The sequence below is a fragment of the Mesorhizobium sanjuanii genome, assembly GCF_002529485.1.
Lineage (GTDB): Bacteria > Pseudomonadota > Alphaproteobacteria > Rhizobiales > Rhizobiaceae > Mesorhizobium > Mesorhizobium sanjuanii.
The window spans coordinates 31,652-49,558 of record NZ_NWQG01000114.1 but is presented as its reverse complement, the minus strand read 5'-3'; the positions used below and the strand labels follow the sequence as shown (position 1 = coordinate 49,558).

The window sequence follows — 17,907 nt, the reverse complement described above, 5'->3', positions numbered from 1 at the left end:
CCTTCGAGATATCGAATTCCGGTCCGCCTGCCGAAAGCTGTCGGGCAGCTGCACGCGCCCGATCTATCCAGGTGTCGGGAGCCTCGCCCTCGGCAACGATGCGATCCTCGACGATCGAAAGCCGAACCGATTTCGGCGGAGCCAGCGACGCCGTCAGCCGCTTCAACACGAACTCTGGCTCAAGGCTCTGATAGAATTGCCACTGTGAATGAACGCGGGCAGGATCGACCTGCGTTCCGGACAACAGCGACTGCGGGTCGGCGGCAAGCGGATCTCTTAGGCCGGAAATGTAGAAATCTCCGCCCCTAGCCGTTTGTTGGCCGACGATGATTCCCGGTTGGGCCTCAAGTCGCGACACATAGGCCTGCCAGCGCTGCCCGGATTGCCAGGAAAGAACGAACCAACTGCCTGCCGGAATCAAAACCAGCAGGACTGCAGCCACCGCCAGCCACGGAAATCCCTGGTTTGATTCCTCCTGCTTCAGTTCAACACAGGTCTGCAACTGCGTCTCTACGCTGGCCAACTGCGAACTGTCGCCGTCAAACTGCTCTAAAGCCTGTGAGGATTCATCATGGATGCGAAGCAATACATCGCGAATTATTTCATGTAATTCCTCTGGCGGATTTCCCCGGATCACGGCAACCAAGGTCGCAAACGGTCCAACTTCCGACCAGAGACGAAGCTCCCCAAAACGAATAGTGTCCAGGCCGCTCTGTTCTTTCTCGTTAAACGAATCCTTTACAAAATCTTGAATTGCACTAAGCATCGAAGAAATTAGTTGAGGGTCTTCGCTTGTTGCATTTTCGGCGGTTACATGGGCAATCAAAAGCCCGGAATTACGATTAATGAGAAAGACGTGCTCTACTCTATAGACGAGAGAATGCTTGAGAACAACTTCTGAAAAGCTTGCGCCGGTTCTCCAGGCTTCAAGTCTCCACTTAAGTCCACGCCAGGTAAATATATGCCTTAAAGATTCATTCAGCGACTGAAAGGTCTGGTCGATCTTTTCGCCGATCGACTTGCGAATAGCCGGCAGAAACACCGGGTACAATATATCCGTCAGCGTGCGGGGGCTCTTCTGAATGGACCGTTGCACGGCCCTCTCGACAGCTGGCGCAAGAGCCTCGCCGAGTTGCGCATGAGGCGCACGTGCGGCTGCACTGGGGAGAACGTCCCCCACCGCGGCCGCAAGCTGCTCAGGTTCGTCGAGCAGGTGCGCAACTCGTGAAAGCTCAGAAATTTCGCGGCCGACCAGCAACTGGCGCAGCGTTTCCATGCGAGGATCGGCGCTTGGAACTCCGTCGAAACGCACCCGATGGTCCGGATCAACGTTCCGGGCAATTTCGACCAAAAGACTAGCCAGAGCCTCGCGATCAATCCCGGTATCGTTCGAAGCTGCTCTTTTAGGAAGGCTGATTGGGTCGACGCTCGACGTCAAGTTCCGATCAACTCACTTTCCAGCTACGTTCCGAGTTGCTCTTGCTGCCGACGGGATCCTGATTTAGACATTTTGCAACCTCGACAAACAGGCCAGCCAAAAGATTCCGGTCGGTCTTGACGTTGCTGAGATCGGAAAACATCTTCTCGATCAGCATCTGAACGCTTTCATTCTTCTGCTTGATTTCCTCACGCAGCAAATGATCGTTTCGATTTATCCGGTCCGCGACTTCGCGCTCAAGCTCGCTCAATTGATCCGACAACGCGCGCACCTGCTTTTCAAGTGCCTGGTTTTGCTCCCGAAGATTCCGGTCAATCTCCTTGTCTGCGTCGGCGCGTGCATCCTTTTCGTTCCGCAATTGCCCCGCAAGCGAATCGACCTGCTTCTTTGCATTTGACTCGTACATTTCAAGATTGCGCTTGGCCTCGGATTCGACATCCTTGAAGCGCTGCAGGACCCGTTCTTCAAGCTTGGAAAAGCGGCGGTCATAGTCCTGCATCTGGTTGCCGAACAGCAGATCACGTATCTTGTCGACACCTACAGCGTCGCCGGAACCCCCGCTCTCGCGAGCCTGGCCCGCCATGAAGTTCAGCCCGTTTCCCTCTGCATTACTTATCAGATTTGCGTCCGCTTTATTTGCTGAAGAAGCGGTACTCGCAGATTCCTTGGCCATCTCTACGCCCCAATTATCATAACCAGAAACATATCAGAATGTCAGCAAATTACCCGGTCCGCAAGCCGGAATCTTATTGAGTTAAGCCGATTCATTCGCTCCTTTTACATCTCTTAGACTAGTAACAAAAGCACGCGTTCCGATCGGCCCAGCTATAGTACCTCTTTGTGATAGCAGCCATGGCGGGATAATCTAATTGACAATTTGACGAAATCTACTATCGGAATGAGTAATACAATGTACGGCTATAGCCATTGGAGGGCAATTAAGTATCGCATATTAATTAGAAACATCTAAATTATCCTGATATGGCGGTGCGCATACTGCCTCGCACCCGGCTGTATACTGCGACGATCAGCTTCCGATGCTGGCCCAACGGTAGAAGTACGGTCTTCTTCCGCACGAAGAATGGCTGTCTGATAATGCCCTCGGAATCGAGGGGTTTCGGTCGATAGGAGGGGAGCAATCGTCCCAAAAACTGCGGTCTTTGCCAAAGCTTCGGTGGACTTGCATTTATTGCGCCCCCGATTGCAAAAGACGTCAGTTTGCCATAGCCATTGCACTCATACAGGGCCAGGGACCGAAGCTTGTGGTCATGGCGCGATTCCGGGGATCAACATGAGTATGCGGCATGCTTGGCTTTAACGTGCATCTGCGACAGCTGGCGCCCAAGCTCGGCGGCACGGATGCGAATGCTGCGCCGGGCTTCCAACATCGATAGCACGACAGGAGCAAGCTCGCTCTACAGCCAAATGGTGGCGTCGCGACGGCTCGGAAGAATTCTGTTTGGACGCAGCGTTCCTGAGGACCGTTTCCTTTGGCGGGAAATCGCCGGCTAAGTTTCGGGACTTTTATTCTACCTTCGAACCAGGCGCGGGTAAGACGGCGTGGTGCATAATCCCTTGGTTTCAATCGTGGTTCCTGCGCACAACGCGGAGGTAACACTGGCGCGCGCACTCGATTGCCTTCTCGCTCAGGAAATAGCGGATTGGGAGGCGATCATCGTCGACGACGCCTCCACGGACCGCACCCCCACGATCATCGCCGGCTACGTGGAGCACGATACCCGGTTTCGGACCATGAGCTCTTGCGCGCATGGCGCCGCCGGCGCGCGCAATAGCGGGATTTCGACAGCGCGCGGCCACTGGCTCATGTTTCTGGATGCGGACGATTGGGTGGATGCCAGTTTCCTTGCGAAAATGCTGGCCGCACTGAAAACCGCTCCCGATGCAGTGGCCGCCTATTGCGGTTCTCGGCGCGTGATGCCCGGTGGCGAACTCACCCCGTCGAGCATTTCAACGGAGGTTGCGATCCAGCCCTTCGAAACGTTCGCCCGCCAGTGTGCCATTCGCACTCACACGCTGCTCGTCGACCGGGAGACAATTGTAGAGTTGGGCGGTTTCGATGTGTCGCTGCGCACCTGCGAAGACTGGGATCTGTGGCAGCGCCTCGCACGTCTAGGCAAAAATTGGGTGATGGTCGACGAGCCGCTCGCTTTCTATCGGATCAGCCCCAACGCGCTCTCCCGCAATTCGACGCAGATGCTGGCAGATGCGGAAATCGTGATCGCCCGCGGCTTTTCTCCTGATCCAAGGCTCAAACACCCGGCTTCGGCTCATGCCAATGGAGCGATCGAGGCGAACGGCGGCACCGCCTCCGAGGCATTGGCGTGGTTCGCGTTGTGGAACGCCGCGTCGGATTGCGGCAGCGGTTCGCGCTCGATCGACCCGCGCTCCCTGCGCGCGCTCCCGGCAGGACGTAAATGGGCGCGTGAGATCGCCAAGGTGGTCTTCGATGGGCTAATGGTCGGAAGCCTGTCGGTCCCAGCGCAATTGGCCGCCAGTTGGGACCGGTTCGGCGGCTCCGTCACTGAGTTGATCCTCGAACTCGGCAAGGTCTGGGACAATCCCGCAACGGGTCGCCGCGTCCAGTATCAGCTTGAGCAAATGCTTCTCGACGTCGATGACCTTACCGCGCCGCGCAGATTGGCGAGGACACTTGGAGTTCGCGTCGACTCTCGAAATCCGACCACGCTCGAACTTCCGCAAGGAATCGATCAAATCTACGCCTACCTGATGACGGACGGCCAGATCGAGTCTGTCGTGCAATTCGGCGTACTCGGGACAGTGACAAGGGATTATTGGATCGAATTGATCCGGAAAGCCGTGCCACCTGAGCGGATTGAACGCCGGTCCGATCCGGATAGTCACCTTGGCAAACTCGCCCAATTGGCAGAGGAAGCGCGGGAACTGGTTCGGTCGAGCGCCGAACCTGCAGCGCCTCCCGCGGCGCCGCGCCGCGCGCGGGCCAGGCACGGCAAGGATCGCACATCGTTCTGGAATGGCTATTTCGCGACCGAGGATCCCTGGAATTACGGCTCGTCCTATGAGCAGGAGAAATATGAGCGGCAGCTCGAAATTCTGCCTGCCGGTCCCATCGGACGGGCGCTTGAGCTGGCCTGTGCGGAAGGCCACTTCACGCGGCAGTTGGCGCCGCGAGTGAGCCATTTGACCGCAACTGACATCTCCGCCATAGCCGTCGAACGGGCCCGCGCGCGATGCGGCGATCAGCCGAATATTGAGTTCGGCGTACTGGATTTTATGGCCGATACGCTGCCGGGTGAGATGGATCTGATCTTCTGTTCGGAAGTGCTCTACTACCTGGATGATCTCGCCGAGTTGCAACGCTTCGCCAAGAAAGTCGTTGAGGCGTTGGCGCCTGGCGGCAGCTTGATCAGCGCGCACGCATTTGTGCTACGTGACAATCCTGAAAGGACGGGCTTCGACTGGAATACATTCGGTGCACAAGCGATCTCGCAGACGCTGGCAGCGACCGAAGGTCTCGTCCTCGAGCAATCGATCCAAACCGAGCTCTATCGCATAGACCGATTCCGCCGCCTGTCACCGGACGACGTGGTGACGGAACCGATGATACAACATATGCCAATCCGCGCGCCCGTCGGAATCGGGGTCGCGCGAAATATCGTCTGGGGCGGGGCGAGGGCCTTGCGCCGCGACGTCGCACGTAGCGAGCGGCGGCAGCGTATCCCTGTCCTCATGTATCACAGCGTCGCCGATGATGGTCCGGCCGCGCTCGCCCGCTTTCGGTGCACGCCCGCCTTATTCGGCAGCCAGATGGCATGGCTGCGGGCCAATGGTTTTCACGCGATTGCGTCCGAGCAGCTGGAAGGATCTATCGCCGACCATCAGCCTTTCGTGGGCCGCCCAGTGCTCATCACCTTCGATGACGGCTTCCAGAACTTTGCCGACCATGCCTGGCCGATCTTGCGCGCGAACGACCTGACCGCGGAAGTGTTCCTGGTAACGGATTTGGTGGGTAAGAGTGCACAGTGGGACGCCCACAGCGGTCCGCCGACGCCGCTTATGGACGCCGGGACGGTGCGGCGCCTGGCCGGCGAAGGTGCGTTCTTCGGAAGCCATCTGGCGACGCATCGCGCAATCGATGGTCTGTCGAGCTCTGAGTTGGCCGCCGAGCTCCTGCGCTCTCGTATGTTCATCGAACGGTGGACCGGTCGGCCAACCACGGCGTTCGCGGCACCGTTCTCTGTCACCGACCGACGGCTTGGCCGGCTGGCCAAGGAGTGCGGCTATCGGATCGGCTTCGGCGGCAGACACGGGCCGGCGACCCTCGATTGCGATCCCATCGACCTTCCGCGCATCGAGATACGCGGGGATCGCTCGCTCGATGACTTTGTTGCCAAAGTCGAGGCCGTGCTCGAAGGGCGGTGAACTTGTCAGCCGCACCTCCCGAAGAACCCTGCTTCAGCAAGGACCATCGGCGTCATTCGCATCCGTCTTGTCGCCGCCATATCGAGAGCGGCTTTGGCATAGCGCGCATCGATGCGGATGGCTGGCCATCCCTCGGCGCGCAGCGCATGATAGAACCACACCGATAGCGGGCCGGTTTCGAATACGACGCGCTTTGCTTGCTGACAGCTCGGCAATGGTCCTGGGATCAGATGTGCACCTCCCGCGCCAGATCCGTTCGCAAGTCTATTGGGCGACTTGGGATACGGCTGACATCAGCTCCTGCGGGTTTGGTGCCCCAAACATGTATCGCCCACCTTCTGGAACCTCCGTGAAGCTCCAGCGGACGATCCCCTGCCGGTCCAGCAGGAACTGACCGACCAGTTGTCCGTGTCCCGTTGCCATCATCTGCTCGTCGGCTGCGGTCAGTTCGTAATGGTCCCTCTTGTTGAGGATTTCGCCGGCCGCAATAGGATCCATAGGACCGGGCAACTCGTTTGGTATGTCGACCCGCATATTAATTGTCGCTGCCATCGAGACCTTGTACGGCCAGTTCGTCTCGTTTTGGGTGAATTCGAGATTGGGCAGTCCAAAAGCACGATGTGAAGCGCGTTCAGGGTCGGAGGCCGCAAGCAGATTCGGCATCGGGTGGTAGCGGAAATAGAGACGCGCCCGTTCGATCGGCGTGTTGACCACCGTCAGGCTCTCCACGCCCTTTTCGCGCAGCTCCGGATCAAGCCGCGCCTGGGCGGCGATATGACGCCGGCAAAACGCACAATGCAGACCTCGAAACAGGCCGACCAGCACCGGTTTTTGTCCGCGAAAGTCGTCAAGCGCGATCTTGCCTTCCTGGGTAATGGCGTCGAGTACCAGGTTGGGCGCACGGTCGCCCGGTTGAAGCGGTACCAAGTCACTAGGCGCGGACATTTCCAACCCCCAATCCCGGCTAGTCGAGAAAAGGCAGCACCACAAGCGCTTCCGGGTCGAGCCCGTGCTGGGCGCATATACCCTGCGCCAGGGAAAAGTAGCGTTCGGCCTCGGCCAGATTGTCGAGGTCGAGATTAAGCGTTGCGAGACCATCATAGCACGGAAACAGCAGTTGGGGCTCGCCCGTTTCGCGGGCTACGTCCAGTGCTTCGTGGAACAAGCCAACCGCCAGTTCCGGACGGCCGTTGCACTGGTGGATCTGCCCAAGCACGATCAATGGCACCGGCAGGTGCTCGCGCTGGTCGAGCGCCCGGTCGATCTCGATGGCCTTCTCGGCAGCAGGCACGCCCTCCGTTGGACAGCGATCCGTGAAAGTACAACAAGCCACCGCCAGATTGGCGAGGAGGCGCGCCTGGAAACCCAGATCACCAATGTGGCGCGCCACTTCAAGACCGCGCCGACAGACCTCCATCGCCTTTGCCGGATCGATGGTCGTGTAAAGCACGCCGAGATTGGTGTAACCGCGGCAGGCCGCGCCTAGTAGACCGGCGGCTTCGGCCAATTCAATGCTGCGCTCAACCTGACCCACGGCTTCACGGTTTCGCCCAAGGCGAGCCAGCGCAACAGCCTTGGTATTGAGTGCCTCGGCGGTCACGAGGGTGGCATCCTCGGAGCCATGTTCCGTTGTCAGAGTGTGTACGCAATCCAGCGCCGCGTCTGCCCATTTTGCCGCGAGAGCGTGATCTCCGCTGCGGAACGCCTGTCGGCCACGTTCTTGCCAGAGATGCGCCTGCTCGATCGGGGCATCCGCTCCATCGAGGAGCGCTGCCGCTTCAGCATAGCGAGATTCTGCGCTGTCCCGCTTGCCGACGTCCCAGAGCAGCCGACCGACCTTACGCAGAACTCGCGCCGAAGCGACACGATCGGCTGACTCGCGATAGGCTTGCAACACCGCCTCGTAGTGGCGGTGCGCGATCTCGCGGCGGCCTGCCGAGCCGCTCAAATCGGCAATGCGCTCTGCAATTGCCAGTTTGAGCGGTGTTTGCCCGATCGCGGCCAACGCAGTCAGTGCTCGCTCGTAGAAACGAAGGGCGTCGTCGTTGGCGTATATCGTGCGAGCGCGATCTCCCGCCGCCTGCAGGTAATGCGCGCCCCTCTCTCGCTCGGCGCTCTGTGCGAAATGATGACCGAGCACGGTCAAATCCTCGAGCCGTTCCGGCTTGTCGCCGCACAGTTGCTCCAAGGCAGCACCGACCCGTCCGTGAATGTCGGTCCGGCGTTGCAGGAGCAGATTCTGGTAGATCACGTCCTGCAGCAATGTTTGCGTAAAGCGGTAGCTTTGCGACGAGACCGAGCCTGATCCGGCAACTTCCTCGATGATTTCCGCATCGCAAAGCAGTTCGCAGCCGGCTTCCAGCCGGCCGGGGTCTGCTGTCACGGTTTTCAGAAGTGTGGCATCGAAGCGCGGGCCGATTACCGCGGCTTCCTGGGCCAACCGGCGCACCTCTTGGGGCAGCCGGTCGACGCGAGCAAGCAACATTGCCTGGATGGTCGCGGGGATGCCGGTTGCGACTTCGCCTGCCGCAGTCCGCCATTGCTGGCCCTCGCGCATCAATACACCGCGATCGATAAGGCCGCGAACGATCTCCTCTACAAAAAGGGGGTTGCCGCCCGCGCGCTCGAGGATCTGGTCGAGAAGCCCGCCTGCGGAGTTTACCCAGCTCTCGCCGAAAAGCGCCGCCAGCAGGCTGCGTCCGTCATCACTGTTGAGCGGAGAAAGCCTGAGCGCAGTATGACTGACCCGACTTGAGTCGAGCTGGCCGCTGTCCGGCGCCGGACGATGCGTGACCAGCACCATCAACCGCGTGCGTTCCAACCTGTCCATTACGAAACGTAGTGCCTCGAGCGACACGGCGTCGGCCCAGTGCAGGTCTTCGACGACAATCAACAGCGGCGACAACGCAAGCCGCCGTTCGATGATTGTGCGGACTGCGTAGAAAATTTGCCGCCGCAGCTGCTCGGGCTCGATATGCTGCAAGGTGGCATCGGGGTCGCCAAGGCCAAGCACATGGTAGAGCAAGGGCATCAGCCGCTTCGCCTCCTCGCCCTGCAGGCCGAGATCGGTAAGCAAGCCTGCGAGCTTCCCCCGCATTTCGTCCCCATTGTCGTTTTGCATCATCCCGGCAGCGCTGCGCACCACTGCGCCCAGGGCGCCAAATGATTGTTCGCCCAGCGGTGAACACGTGGCCTGTCGCACGGCGACGTTGCGAAAACGATCCTCGTCGCCGACGCGGGCGACGAACTCCTTCACCAGCCGAGATTTCCCGATACCGGCTTCTCCGACGAGGCGGACAAGTTGGGCCGAGCCGCCGCACGCCTGGTCAAGGCTCGCCAGCATTCTATGGAGCTCCGCACCACGACCTATCATCGGCGCGCTGAGGCCGATCGCCTCGAGCCCACGCGCTGCACGCGGCGCCGCAAGCGGTGCATCCAGTCGATGGACGAGCACACTGCCAGCCTTGCCGCGAAGCACGACATCACCCAGCGACTCGTAAGAGAAGGCATGCCGGGTCAGCCTGTGAGTGAGTTCGCCTACCAGCACCTCACCCGGTGCGGCCAGCGATTGCAGGCGTTGCGCCGTATTCACTGTGTCGCCGGTCACCGAATAGGATTTGGCGGTGCCGATGCCCAATCCGCCAGTAACGACCGGACCAGTGTTTATGCCGATGTGGAGTAACAGAGGCGAGCCGGAGTGGGGGGTGCTTTCGCCGAGCCGCGCCGTCCGGGCGATCATGTCGAGTGCGGCGCGAAGCGCACGTTCCGGATCGTCCTCATGCGCGACCGGCGCACCGAACAAAGCGAGGAGGGCATCGCCGATGAATTTGTCGACGAAACCACCAAAGTTTCGCACGGCCGCCGTCAATTCCTTGAACAGTTCGTTCTGCAGCGCTTGCATGACCTCGGGGTCGAGCTGCTCGCTGAGTGTCGTGAAGCCGCAAAGGTCGGCGAACAGGACCGTTACCGTCCGGCGATCGGCGTCGGAGACAGGATGCAGCCCATCTTCGCTTTCGATGTTCGCAAGCAGCGACGGCGTTCGAGAAGAGGGCACAATGGTCCGGCTTGGTGTCGGAGCAGGCCGTTCGACGGCGTGTGCGGGCGCACCGACGCTTGCCCCGCATTTCGGACAGAACTCGAAATCAGGTGCGCAGGGGTAGCCGCAACTGGCGCATGGCACGGGCTGGCGCCTGCCACACCTCGGACAGAAAGCGTAACCGCCCTCGACCTCGAAACCGCAGCCCGAGCAGTCCATAGGACCAGACCTCACTAGAGCATGATGCCGAAAAGTGTGTAGCGGTTTTCGGACGACATCATGCTCTATCTCTTTAGAGGCGAATTCAGATTTCAGGTCGAATCGACCTGAAATCATCCGGCTCTAGGGGCCGTGACGCGTGATCTCGCCACGCACTTCACGGCCAGGGTGATAAGCATGAACCGATAGCCGTCGACCGGCAAGCGGCAGTGCAAATGGGCATCGAGCGATCAGTGTGGGTCCGGTGGCAGAGCGCTGCCGATCGAGGCGGAAACCGTCGTCGAAACCCCGAAAGGTATCAGCATCAAGGAAGCGGCCGGATCAGACGCCAGAGGCTCACCGATAGATCGCTGTCGCTTGCCGTTGCTCACTAAAAAATCAACCTGAAACAAGGCCTGAGGCTAGGCTCAGGTCGCCTTGATCTCCGCCTGGCCGATCTTGCGCCATCGGGCGTTTTCGCGAACCAGTTTCAGGTCGTCGGTCGTCTCTGCAAGTGTCCGCAAACGGTATTGCCGGAGCAGGTCCGGGAAGAGCGCCCCTTCCGGCAGGCCGGCAAGCTGCTCACGGACCGGGATCTTTTCATCGATGACCCGCATACCCCAGGCATTTTCCCGAACCTGCAGCTCCGCAGCAAGATCGCGCTCTTCCGGCACGTTTTCGTCTAGCACAGCCAGCAGGATCGAGTGGAAAAGCGCCACATAGCCAATCTGTCTCAGGCCTCCCACAACCCGCACCCGCGGCAATATGGCAAGGACGAGGAACATCAGGAACAAGTTCGGCAGCAGCACGCCGTCCAGCAGCGCCTGCCTGAGATGCGGTCGCTCGAACGGGATGGAAAGACCATGCGGCCTGTCAGGCTCGATCAGGTACCCGTTCTCAAGGACGAGCTTGCGCACGCGCTGCTCGCGGATGCCCCAGAAATAGGCGGTGGCATCGGGCAGGAATCTGCCAAATGGGCCCGATGCGGCCTCCTGCAAGGCACGTTCGAGACGCTGGCGCCTTGCGGGCTCAATGAGCAGCCTGGACAGAAGGCTGCCGTCATATTCCAGATGCCGGGCCATGGCAGCCGCGGCGAGCCGATCATCGATGAAAACCGGCAGGGCCATGCCGGAACAATCCCAATTGGCGACCAGATCCTCGTTGAGGGCTGTCAGCGCATCGGCGGCGGTTCCAAACACCTTGTCCTGGCTGGCAAGCAGTGTGTCCAGCCAGCGGCTGGCATCCGTTTCATCGCCCACCGCCTCGAGCGCGCGCTTGTTGAGGGAGACGGGACCGGCCGCGCAGGCGCTTTTGCGGCACAGTTTGTGACGCCCCATGCCAAACAGGTTGACCTTGTCGTCACCGACATCGAGCCATCCCGGCCCCTCCCGGCCAATTGTCTCCATGGTCATCGTCGTTCCCATGAAGCCGAAGAAGGCCGACAGCCCGTTTTCGACCGCGCCGAGCCAGGCAAGCAGCAGGGCATCGAAGGTGATCCGGTCCATCAGAAGCAGGCAGTGCAGGCCGGACTGAATCACCGGTCTGTGCTCGAACTCATCGAGGGCCTTGCCGATCTCTTCAGGCTGCATGATCGCACCGAGGCGCTGATGCAGGACTTCGCGCAGGATCGAGCGGGCAGCGATCGCCGGGCCGGATGCAGGCCTTGCCACCGGCCGCCACAGATGGCGGGCGTAGTCGGATACCGGTGCATTCCAGCTCTGCTCGATGTCACGCACGACTTCCGGGCAGAGCAGCGACAGCACAGCCACAATTTCCACCGGAGGCGTAGGGGTTGGGTCAAAGACGGCTGTCATCGGTCCCGTCTAGCCGCTTGCGGTGCAAACGCCAAGGGAGACCAGACTTGCTGGATACGGCCGGCCCAGATCGTCAACTGATCAAAGAAATGGTGAAGCGCTCTAACGCCAAACAGCGGATCTTAGAACCGCAGCCGCGCCATGCTCAGGAGGTCGTGGTACTGCCCGTCAGTAAAACCGGCCTTCACATGCCGGCCTTCGACCTCGAAGCCGTGGCTTGTGTAGAGACGGATGGCCGGTTCGTTGTCGGCATAGACGGTCAATTCGACCCGCTTCAGGGCTCGCCAGTTGTCGGCCACGTCAAGCAGCGCGCCAAGTATGGCAGAGCCGATGCCCTTGCCAACAAAGGCATCGTCAAGGCCGATATTGATCTCGCCGATATGCGAACGGCGCGGCGAACCCTGCACGACCAGGCTGCCATGGCCGACGACCTTGCCGTCCAACTCCGCAACGATCCAGGTGGTTTCCTGGCCGGACTTGGCGATGCGCCGCTCCACCTGCTCCACCATCTCGAAGGGCATCCTGAGCGTGCCCCAGCGAAAGCCCGGCATGTTGAAGATAGCGCAAAGCGCCTCCGCATCGCTTGCCCGAACGGCCCGGAGCTGCGGTTGGATTTTCTCGGAGGATAACGAGGTCATGGCTTTCCCGGCAAGGCATCGGTCCGGCACGATGCACCGGACGTCACCTGAAAATCCAGCTGTCTGTGCAACTTATGATGCCGATTGCGGGCTGAAAACCCCGGAGGCGGCGTAGAGTTTGAAGGCGCCGCTGATGCCGATCCAACCGAAAAGGGCGAGCCAGCATAATGTCCCTGTCGCCGTCCAGTCGATCCGGTGCACCACAGCGTCGGTGATGACGAGGCCAAGGATGGCAAGCAGGCCAACCAGAAACTGCGCCAGGCCGAGCACCAGCAGTTCCTCGCGCGGCGCGCTTTTCCAGACGAGATATGTGCCGCCCGCACCGGCGAGGAAGATGGCGCTGTAGATCTGAGCGTGAAAGGCATCGATCGGCCATGGCCAGAAGCTGCTAAATGTCAGGGGCAACAGCAACAGGCCGACGCCGTAGAGCCCGAGGATCGCCGCTTCCACCGGCATATAGCCGCGCCATGCGAGGTTTAAGGTGGCGCCTTTTGCAGAAGGATAGGCCCTGGTCCGCCACAGGAACAGCCCGGATACCGCGACTGAAGCAAGATAGACCAAAAACCAGAGCCAGGGCGCTCTGCGCCCGAAGTTGAAATAGCCGAGGTTGATGAACGAAGCCACCGACACGATGACGGTGAAGATGAAAGCCATGACGAGCACGAGCCTGCCGGGCGACCAGCGATTCCAGACCAGCATCGCCGCCATCACGGCCATTTCGGCGGTGTAGAAACCGCCGAGGAAGCGGGCATTGAACGGCGTGACGGCCCAAGGCCAGCGCGGCTTGACCAGCACCGGCGCGAAAAACAGGCCGGCGCCCACGATCAGCACGATGATGACGACCACCGAGAAAAGGCGCAGGGCCGCGGGAAATGGCGGGTTGTTGGGTGTCGGCATGGGAGAAAGTCCCAAAGATGAATGGCCCATGGACCCATCATAGTGCCGCTTGCGGCCGGTGAAAATCCGCCGAATGGAAATTGACTGTCACCAGGCTTATCTATTCGAATGGCCGTACGATCCGTTTCGAAGTAAGATGGAGCATCTCGGACCAACGACGCCTCCGGGGCGCATTTTTCCGGAGCCTGCACGATGAACGAAGCTCAGGATCTGTTCTCGCTTCTGCGGCAATCGACCGATGTCGATCCGCAGGCAATCGATGCGATCAAGCGAACCATCGCGGAGGGCAAGGACCGCGAACTTTGCCGCATCAATGTGCCAGCCTTCGCCAGCAAGCATGGCCTCGACGAGGAACGCGCCATAAGCGCCTTTCTCCATGCGGCACGGGTGGGGATGTTCGACATTTCCTGGAATGTTCTGTGCCCCGGTTGTGGCGGCGTGCTCGACACCAATGCCACTCTGAAAACCGTGCAGAAGGACGAATACACCTGCGCGCTATGCTCCGAGGGCTATTCGCCGACCCTCGACGAGATGGTCGAGGTGACATTCACCGTCGGTCCCCGCGTGCGCAGGATTGCCGCCCACAATCCACACGAATTGCCGTTGATGGAATATTTCCGGCAGATCTACTGGGCGTCCGGTGTCGATCTGCCGGAAGAGGATTTCGCGAAAGAGATAGAAGCGTTCTCGCTGGAGGATATCGAGCTTGCCCCCGGTGAAAAGGCGGTTCTGCCCATACAGCTTCCGTCCGAATTCGTCATCGTCTTCGAGCCGGTCACCCATTCAGTGCAGTTCATCGACGGGAAGGGCGAACCAACAAAAGAGCGCCGAAGCCTCTCTTTGGTCTTCGACCGCGACCATGTCCAGAACCAGACGCTGGAGATGCAACCCGGCCCGCTGCGCATTTCGCTGGAAAACCGGACCGAGGCCCGCGTGCTGCCGACGGTCTTCATCGCCGGCCAGCTATTGCATGATTTCCTGGGCAGACGCCGGCCCTTCCTGACCGCCAAGCGCCTGCTCACCAACCAGACGTTCCGCGATCTCTATCGCACGGATACGCTCGACATCAACCAGCGCCTGAAGATCACCAGCCTGACCTTCCTGTTCACCGATCTGCGCGGATCGACCGAGCTTTACGAGCGGGTGGGCGATCTTTCAGCCTTCGATCTCGTGCGCGAGCATTTCCAGGTTCTGCATGAGATCGTCGCGGCGGAGGCAGGCGCGGTGGTGAAGACGATCGGCGATGCGGTGATGGCGACCTTCGCGACGCCTGATCGAGCAATTGCCGCGGCGCTCAGGATGCGCGATGCCATGCGTGCGCTCAATGACAAAAGCGGGCGCGAGGATCTGCTGCTCAAGATCGGTGTCCATGCCGGCCCCTGCATCGCCGTGTCGATGAACGAGCGGCAGGACTATTTCGGCCAGACGGTCAACATTGCGTCGCGGGTGCAGAACCTTGCCAAGGCACAGGCGATCTTCGCCACGCGTGCGGTGGTCGAAGACAATCTCACCGCCGATCTGTTGCACAGGAACGCGCTGACGCCGGTGCCTCATGAGGTCTCGCTGCGCGGCATTGAGCGGGAGATAGCAGTCTATACGATCCCCTGAAGACTCGGCCCCGAAGAGAAGGCTTGGGCCCCTGAAGATTTGGGCCGTCTCCGCCCCTTACACGCGCCTGCAGAGGAAATAACGATCGGCGGGCTCCGAAGTCGGCGGCGGGAGGCGTTGCAGCAGCGGGTGATCGAGCGGCGTGCCACTGACCGCGAAGCCGCCGACGCGAAGCAGGCGCGCAATCAGATCAGGCAGCCAGGTAGCGGTCACTGCATCGCGATCGTCATAGCCGGTGCCGATGTCGGCATGAACAAGAGCGGCGTCGATGCCAATGAACTTGCGGGCCGTCTCGCGTATCTCGCCGAGCACGAGGTTCTCAGCGTCGGGAATCGAGCTGGCGTGTGCGCCAACTTCGCGGTCGAACACCACGATACGGCGCCCGGGCAGGCGCTCGCGCAGATGGTGGAACGTCCGGCCATTGCCGAGCCCGAGCTCGAGCACAAGCCCCTCCATCTTCGCCACCTCGGGGCAGATTTGGTTGAGAATGTCGCGCTGTGCGGTCATCCTGCTGATGAAATTATCGAGGCGACTCATATGCGATTGTATGTCCTGAACCAGCAGCCACGATCGAGGCTTGCCGCATATAGAGGCGAACGACGAACCTTGCAACAACGCAACCGGCCGCCGACAAGCATCATACGAGTCGTCGGCAGGCCGCGCGGCGGAATAGCGATCTCATTTGTAGGGGTCCGCGGCGTCCCGCAAGCCGTCGCCGAGAAAGTTGAACGCCAAGATGACGAGAATGACGGGGAGCATCGGCAAAAGCAGCCATGGATAGAACGCGATGACGCTGACGCTGCGCGCCTCGGTGAGCAGGATGCCCCAACTGGTTATCGGCGCCCTCAGCCCGAGCCCGAGGAAGCTCAGCGCCGTCTCGCCCAGGATCATGCCGGGTATGGAGATCGTCGCCGTCGCGATCAGATGCGACATGAAGCCGGGAATGAGATGCCGCCCGATAATGCGGCTGCCTTTTGCGCCCATCAGTTGCGCGGCCAGAACGTAATCCTCCTCGCGCAAGGCTAGAAGCTTTGAACGCACGGCCCGCGCCAGTCCGGTCCAGTCGAGCAGCCCGAGGATGACGGTGATGCCGAAATAGATCAGGATCGGACTCCAGGTTATCGGCATGATCGCCGCCAGAGCCAGCCATAGCGGAATGCTGGGAATCGATTGCAGAACTTCGATTATCCGTTGAACGATCAGGTCGAAGATACCGCCGTGGTAGCCGGCCAGTCCGCCGATGACAATGCCGAGCAGGAAGCTGAAACTGATACCGACGAGGCCGATTGTCAGTGAAATGCGTGCGCCATAGATGATGCGCGAGAGCACATCGCGCCCCAGCCTGTCAGTGCCGGCCAGAAAGAGCTGGCCGTTTTCGGCAGGGCAGACGAAATGCCTGTCGCCTTCGATCAAGCCCCAGAACTGGTAACTGTCGCCCTTGCAGAAGAAACGAATCCGCTGAACATCATCCTGTTGTTCGATGTAGTTCCGCTTGAGCGTGTCCATATCCAGCGTCATCTTGCGGCCATAGACGAACGGACCGACGAGCTGGCCGTTGTGGAACAGGTGCACCCGCTGCGGCGGCGAATAGATGTAGTCCATGTTGCGCGTGTGCAGATTGTACGGCGCCAGGAACTCGCAGATCGCTATTCCGAAATAGAGTGCTGCCAGGAATATGCCGGACACAACGGCAAGCCGGTGATTCCGGAATTTCCACCACATCAGCCGCAACTGCGACGCCTGAAAGACCTTCGACTGCTCCGGCGTCATCGCCTCGACCGACTGCAGGTCAAAGGGCGCGGTGGAAACGTAGTGCTGCAGTGGAGCACCCGGAGCGGGCAGGGGCGAATGCGTGTTCATTTGGTGCTGCCGCCCTGCAAACGAATTCGTGGATCAAGCAGCGCCAGCGCCAGGTCGGAAATCAGGACGCCGATGACTGTCAGGAAGGCTAGGAACATCAGGAACGACCCTGCCAGATACATGTCCTGGCTTTGCAGCGCCTTGATCAGCATCGGCCCGGTCGTTTCCAAGGACAGCACGATCGCCGTGATTTCGGCGCCGGAGATGATGGCCGGCAGGATAGAGCCGATATCGGAAATGAAGAAATTGAGCGCCATGCGCAGCGGATATTTGACCAGCGCCTTGAACGGATGAAGTCCTTTGGCGCGCGCGGTCACGACATATTGCTTGTGTAGCTCGTCGAGAAGATTGGCGCGCAGCCGCCGGATCATGCTTGCCGTGCCTCCGGTGCCGATGATCAAGACCGGAATCCAGAGATGGGCGAGGATCGACTTCGCCTTGGCCCAGCTCATCGGCTCGCCGAGATATTGCTGGTCCATGAGATGGCCGATGGATGTGCCGAACCAGATGTTGGCGAAATACATCAGGATCAGTGCCAGCATGAAATTCGGAATGGCAAGGCCGAGAAGGCCGAAGAAAGTCAGGCCGTAGTCGCCCCAGCTGTATTGATGCGTGGCGGAGTACATGCCGATCGGAAAGGCGATGAGCCAGGTGAAGATGATCGTGACGAAGGAAACCAGCACCGTGAGCCACATTCGGTCCCCGACGACGTCGCGAACCGGCAGCTCATATTCGAAGGAATAGCCGAAATCGCCATGTAGCATCCCGCCGACCCAGTAGAAGTAGCGAATGACCGGTGGCTGGTCGAAACCATATTCCTTGCGCATCATCTCGATGCGATCGGAATCCACCGCTTCGCCCTGGGCCCGAAGCTCGGCGACATAGCTGTCGAAATAGTCGCCCGGTGGAAGTTCGATGATGGTGAACACCAGCGCCGATATGACCGCCAGGGTTGGAACCATCACGGCGATGCGCCAGACAAGATATCGAAGCACG

The 17,907-nt window shown here is 60.2% G+C and carries 11 protein-coding genes and 2 pseudogenes; 2 read left to right on the top strand and 11 right to left on the bottom strand.

The features are described from left to right. Both CN311_RS18310 and CN311_RS18305 read right to left on the bottom strand, forming a co-directional pair. A pseudogene (locus CN311_RS18310) lies at window positions 1–1,438 on the bottom strand (OmpA family protein); the annotation flags it as partial. Window positions 1,439–1,445: 7 nt separating this feature from the next. After that, window positions 1,446–2,111, bottom strand: a complete 666-nt coding sequence (locus CN311_RS18305) for a coiled-coil domain-containing protein (protein WP_097575151.1) — start codon at window positions 2,109–2,111, stop codon at window positions 1,446–1,448. A gap of 887 nt (window positions 2,112–2,998) precedes the next feature. Here CN311_RS18305 and CN311_RS18295 point away from each other — a divergent pair. After that, window positions 2,999–5,860 (top strand): trifunctional glycosyltransferase/class I SAM-dependent methyltransferase/polysaccharide deacetylase, encoded by a 2,862-nt coding sequence (locus CN311_RS18295; protein WP_097575150.1) that lies wholly within the window; start codon window positions 2,999–3,001, stop codon window positions 5,858–5,860. Window positions 5,861–5,902: 42 nt separating this feature from the next. On the opposite strand, the pseudogene CN311_RS18290 reads toward CN311_RS18295, so the two are convergent. The 6 genes and pseudogenes from CN311_RS18290 to CN311_RS18265 all read right to left on the bottom strand — a co-directional run. Continuing rightward, a pseudogene (locus CN311_RS18290) lies at window positions 5,903–6,118 on the bottom strand (IS110 family transposase); the annotation flags it as partial. Between the two features lie 6 nt (window positions 6,119–6,124). Continuing rightward, on the bottom strand, window positions 6,125–6,805 hold the full coding sequence (locus tag CN311_RS18285) for a peroxiredoxin-like family protein (RefSeq protein WP_097575149.1): 681 nt from the start codon (window positions 6,803–6,805) through the stop codon (window positions 6,125–6,127). A gap of 19 nt (window positions 6,806–6,824) precedes the next feature. Further along, complete coding sequence (locus CN311_RS18280) at window positions 6,825–10,115, bottom strand: ATP-binding protein (protein WP_115504258.1); 3,291 nt, start codon at window positions 10,113–10,115, stop codon at window positions 6,825–6,827. A gap of 407 nt (window positions 10,116–10,522) precedes the next feature. Next, window positions 10,523–11,908, bottom strand: coding sequence for a hypothetical protein (locus CN311_RS18275; protein WP_097575147.1), 1,386 nt, complete (start codon window positions 11,906–11,908; stop codon window positions 10,523–10,525). Between the two features lie 122 nt (window positions 11,909–12,030). Further along, window positions 12,031–12,546, bottom strand: coding sequence for a GNAT family N-acetyltransferase (locus CN311_RS18270; protein WP_097575146.1), 516 nt, complete (start codon window positions 12,544–12,546; stop codon window positions 12,031–12,033). A 72-nt stretch (window positions 12,547–12,618) separates the two neighbouring features. Then, window positions 12,619–13,443, bottom strand: a complete 825-nt coding sequence (locus tag CN311_RS18265) for a hypothetical protein (RefSeq protein ID WP_097575145.1) — start codon at window positions 13,441–13,443, stop codon at window positions 12,619–12,621. 192 nt (window positions 13,444–13,635) lie between these two features. Here CN311_RS18265 and CN311_RS18260 point away from each other — a divergent pair, with 192 nt between their 5' ends. Continuing rightward, the gene (locus tag CN311_RS18260; protein ID WP_097575144.1) at window positions 13,636–15,051 is read left to right on the top strand and encodes an adenylate/guanylate cyclase domain-containing protein; all 1,416 of its coding nucleotides are present in this window, start codon (window positions 13,636–13,638) and stop codon (window positions 15,049–15,051) included. Window positions 15,052–15,108: 57 nt separating this feature from the next. Here the strand turns inward: CN311_RS18260 and CN311_RS18255 are convergent, their stop codons facing one another. The 3 genes from CN311_RS18255 to CN311_RS18245 form a co-directional block, all read right to left on the bottom strand. Further along, a complete protein-coding gene (locus tag CN311_RS18255; protein WP_097575143.1) occupies window positions 15,109–15,588 on the bottom strand; it encodes a class I SAM-dependent methyltransferase in 480 nt (159 codons plus the stop codon). A gap of 141 nt (window positions 15,589–15,729) precedes the next feature. Beyond that, window positions 15,730–16,911 carry an ABC transporter permease gene (locus CN311_RS18250; RefSeq protein ID WP_097575142.1) on the bottom strand — a complete coding sequence of 394 codons (1,182 nt, stop codon included), beginning with the start codon at window positions 16,909–16,911 and terminating at the stop codon, window positions 15,730–15,732. Further along, window positions 16,908–17,906: an ABC transporter permease gene (locus CN311_RS18245; RefSeq protein WP_097575141.1), complete on the bottom strand. Its 999-nt coding sequence runs from the start codon at window positions 17,904–17,906 to the stop codon at window positions 16,908–16,910. Before CN311_RS18245 ends, CN311_RS18250 begins: the two co-directional genes overlap by 4 nt. Window position 17,907 lies beyond the last annotated feature (1 nt).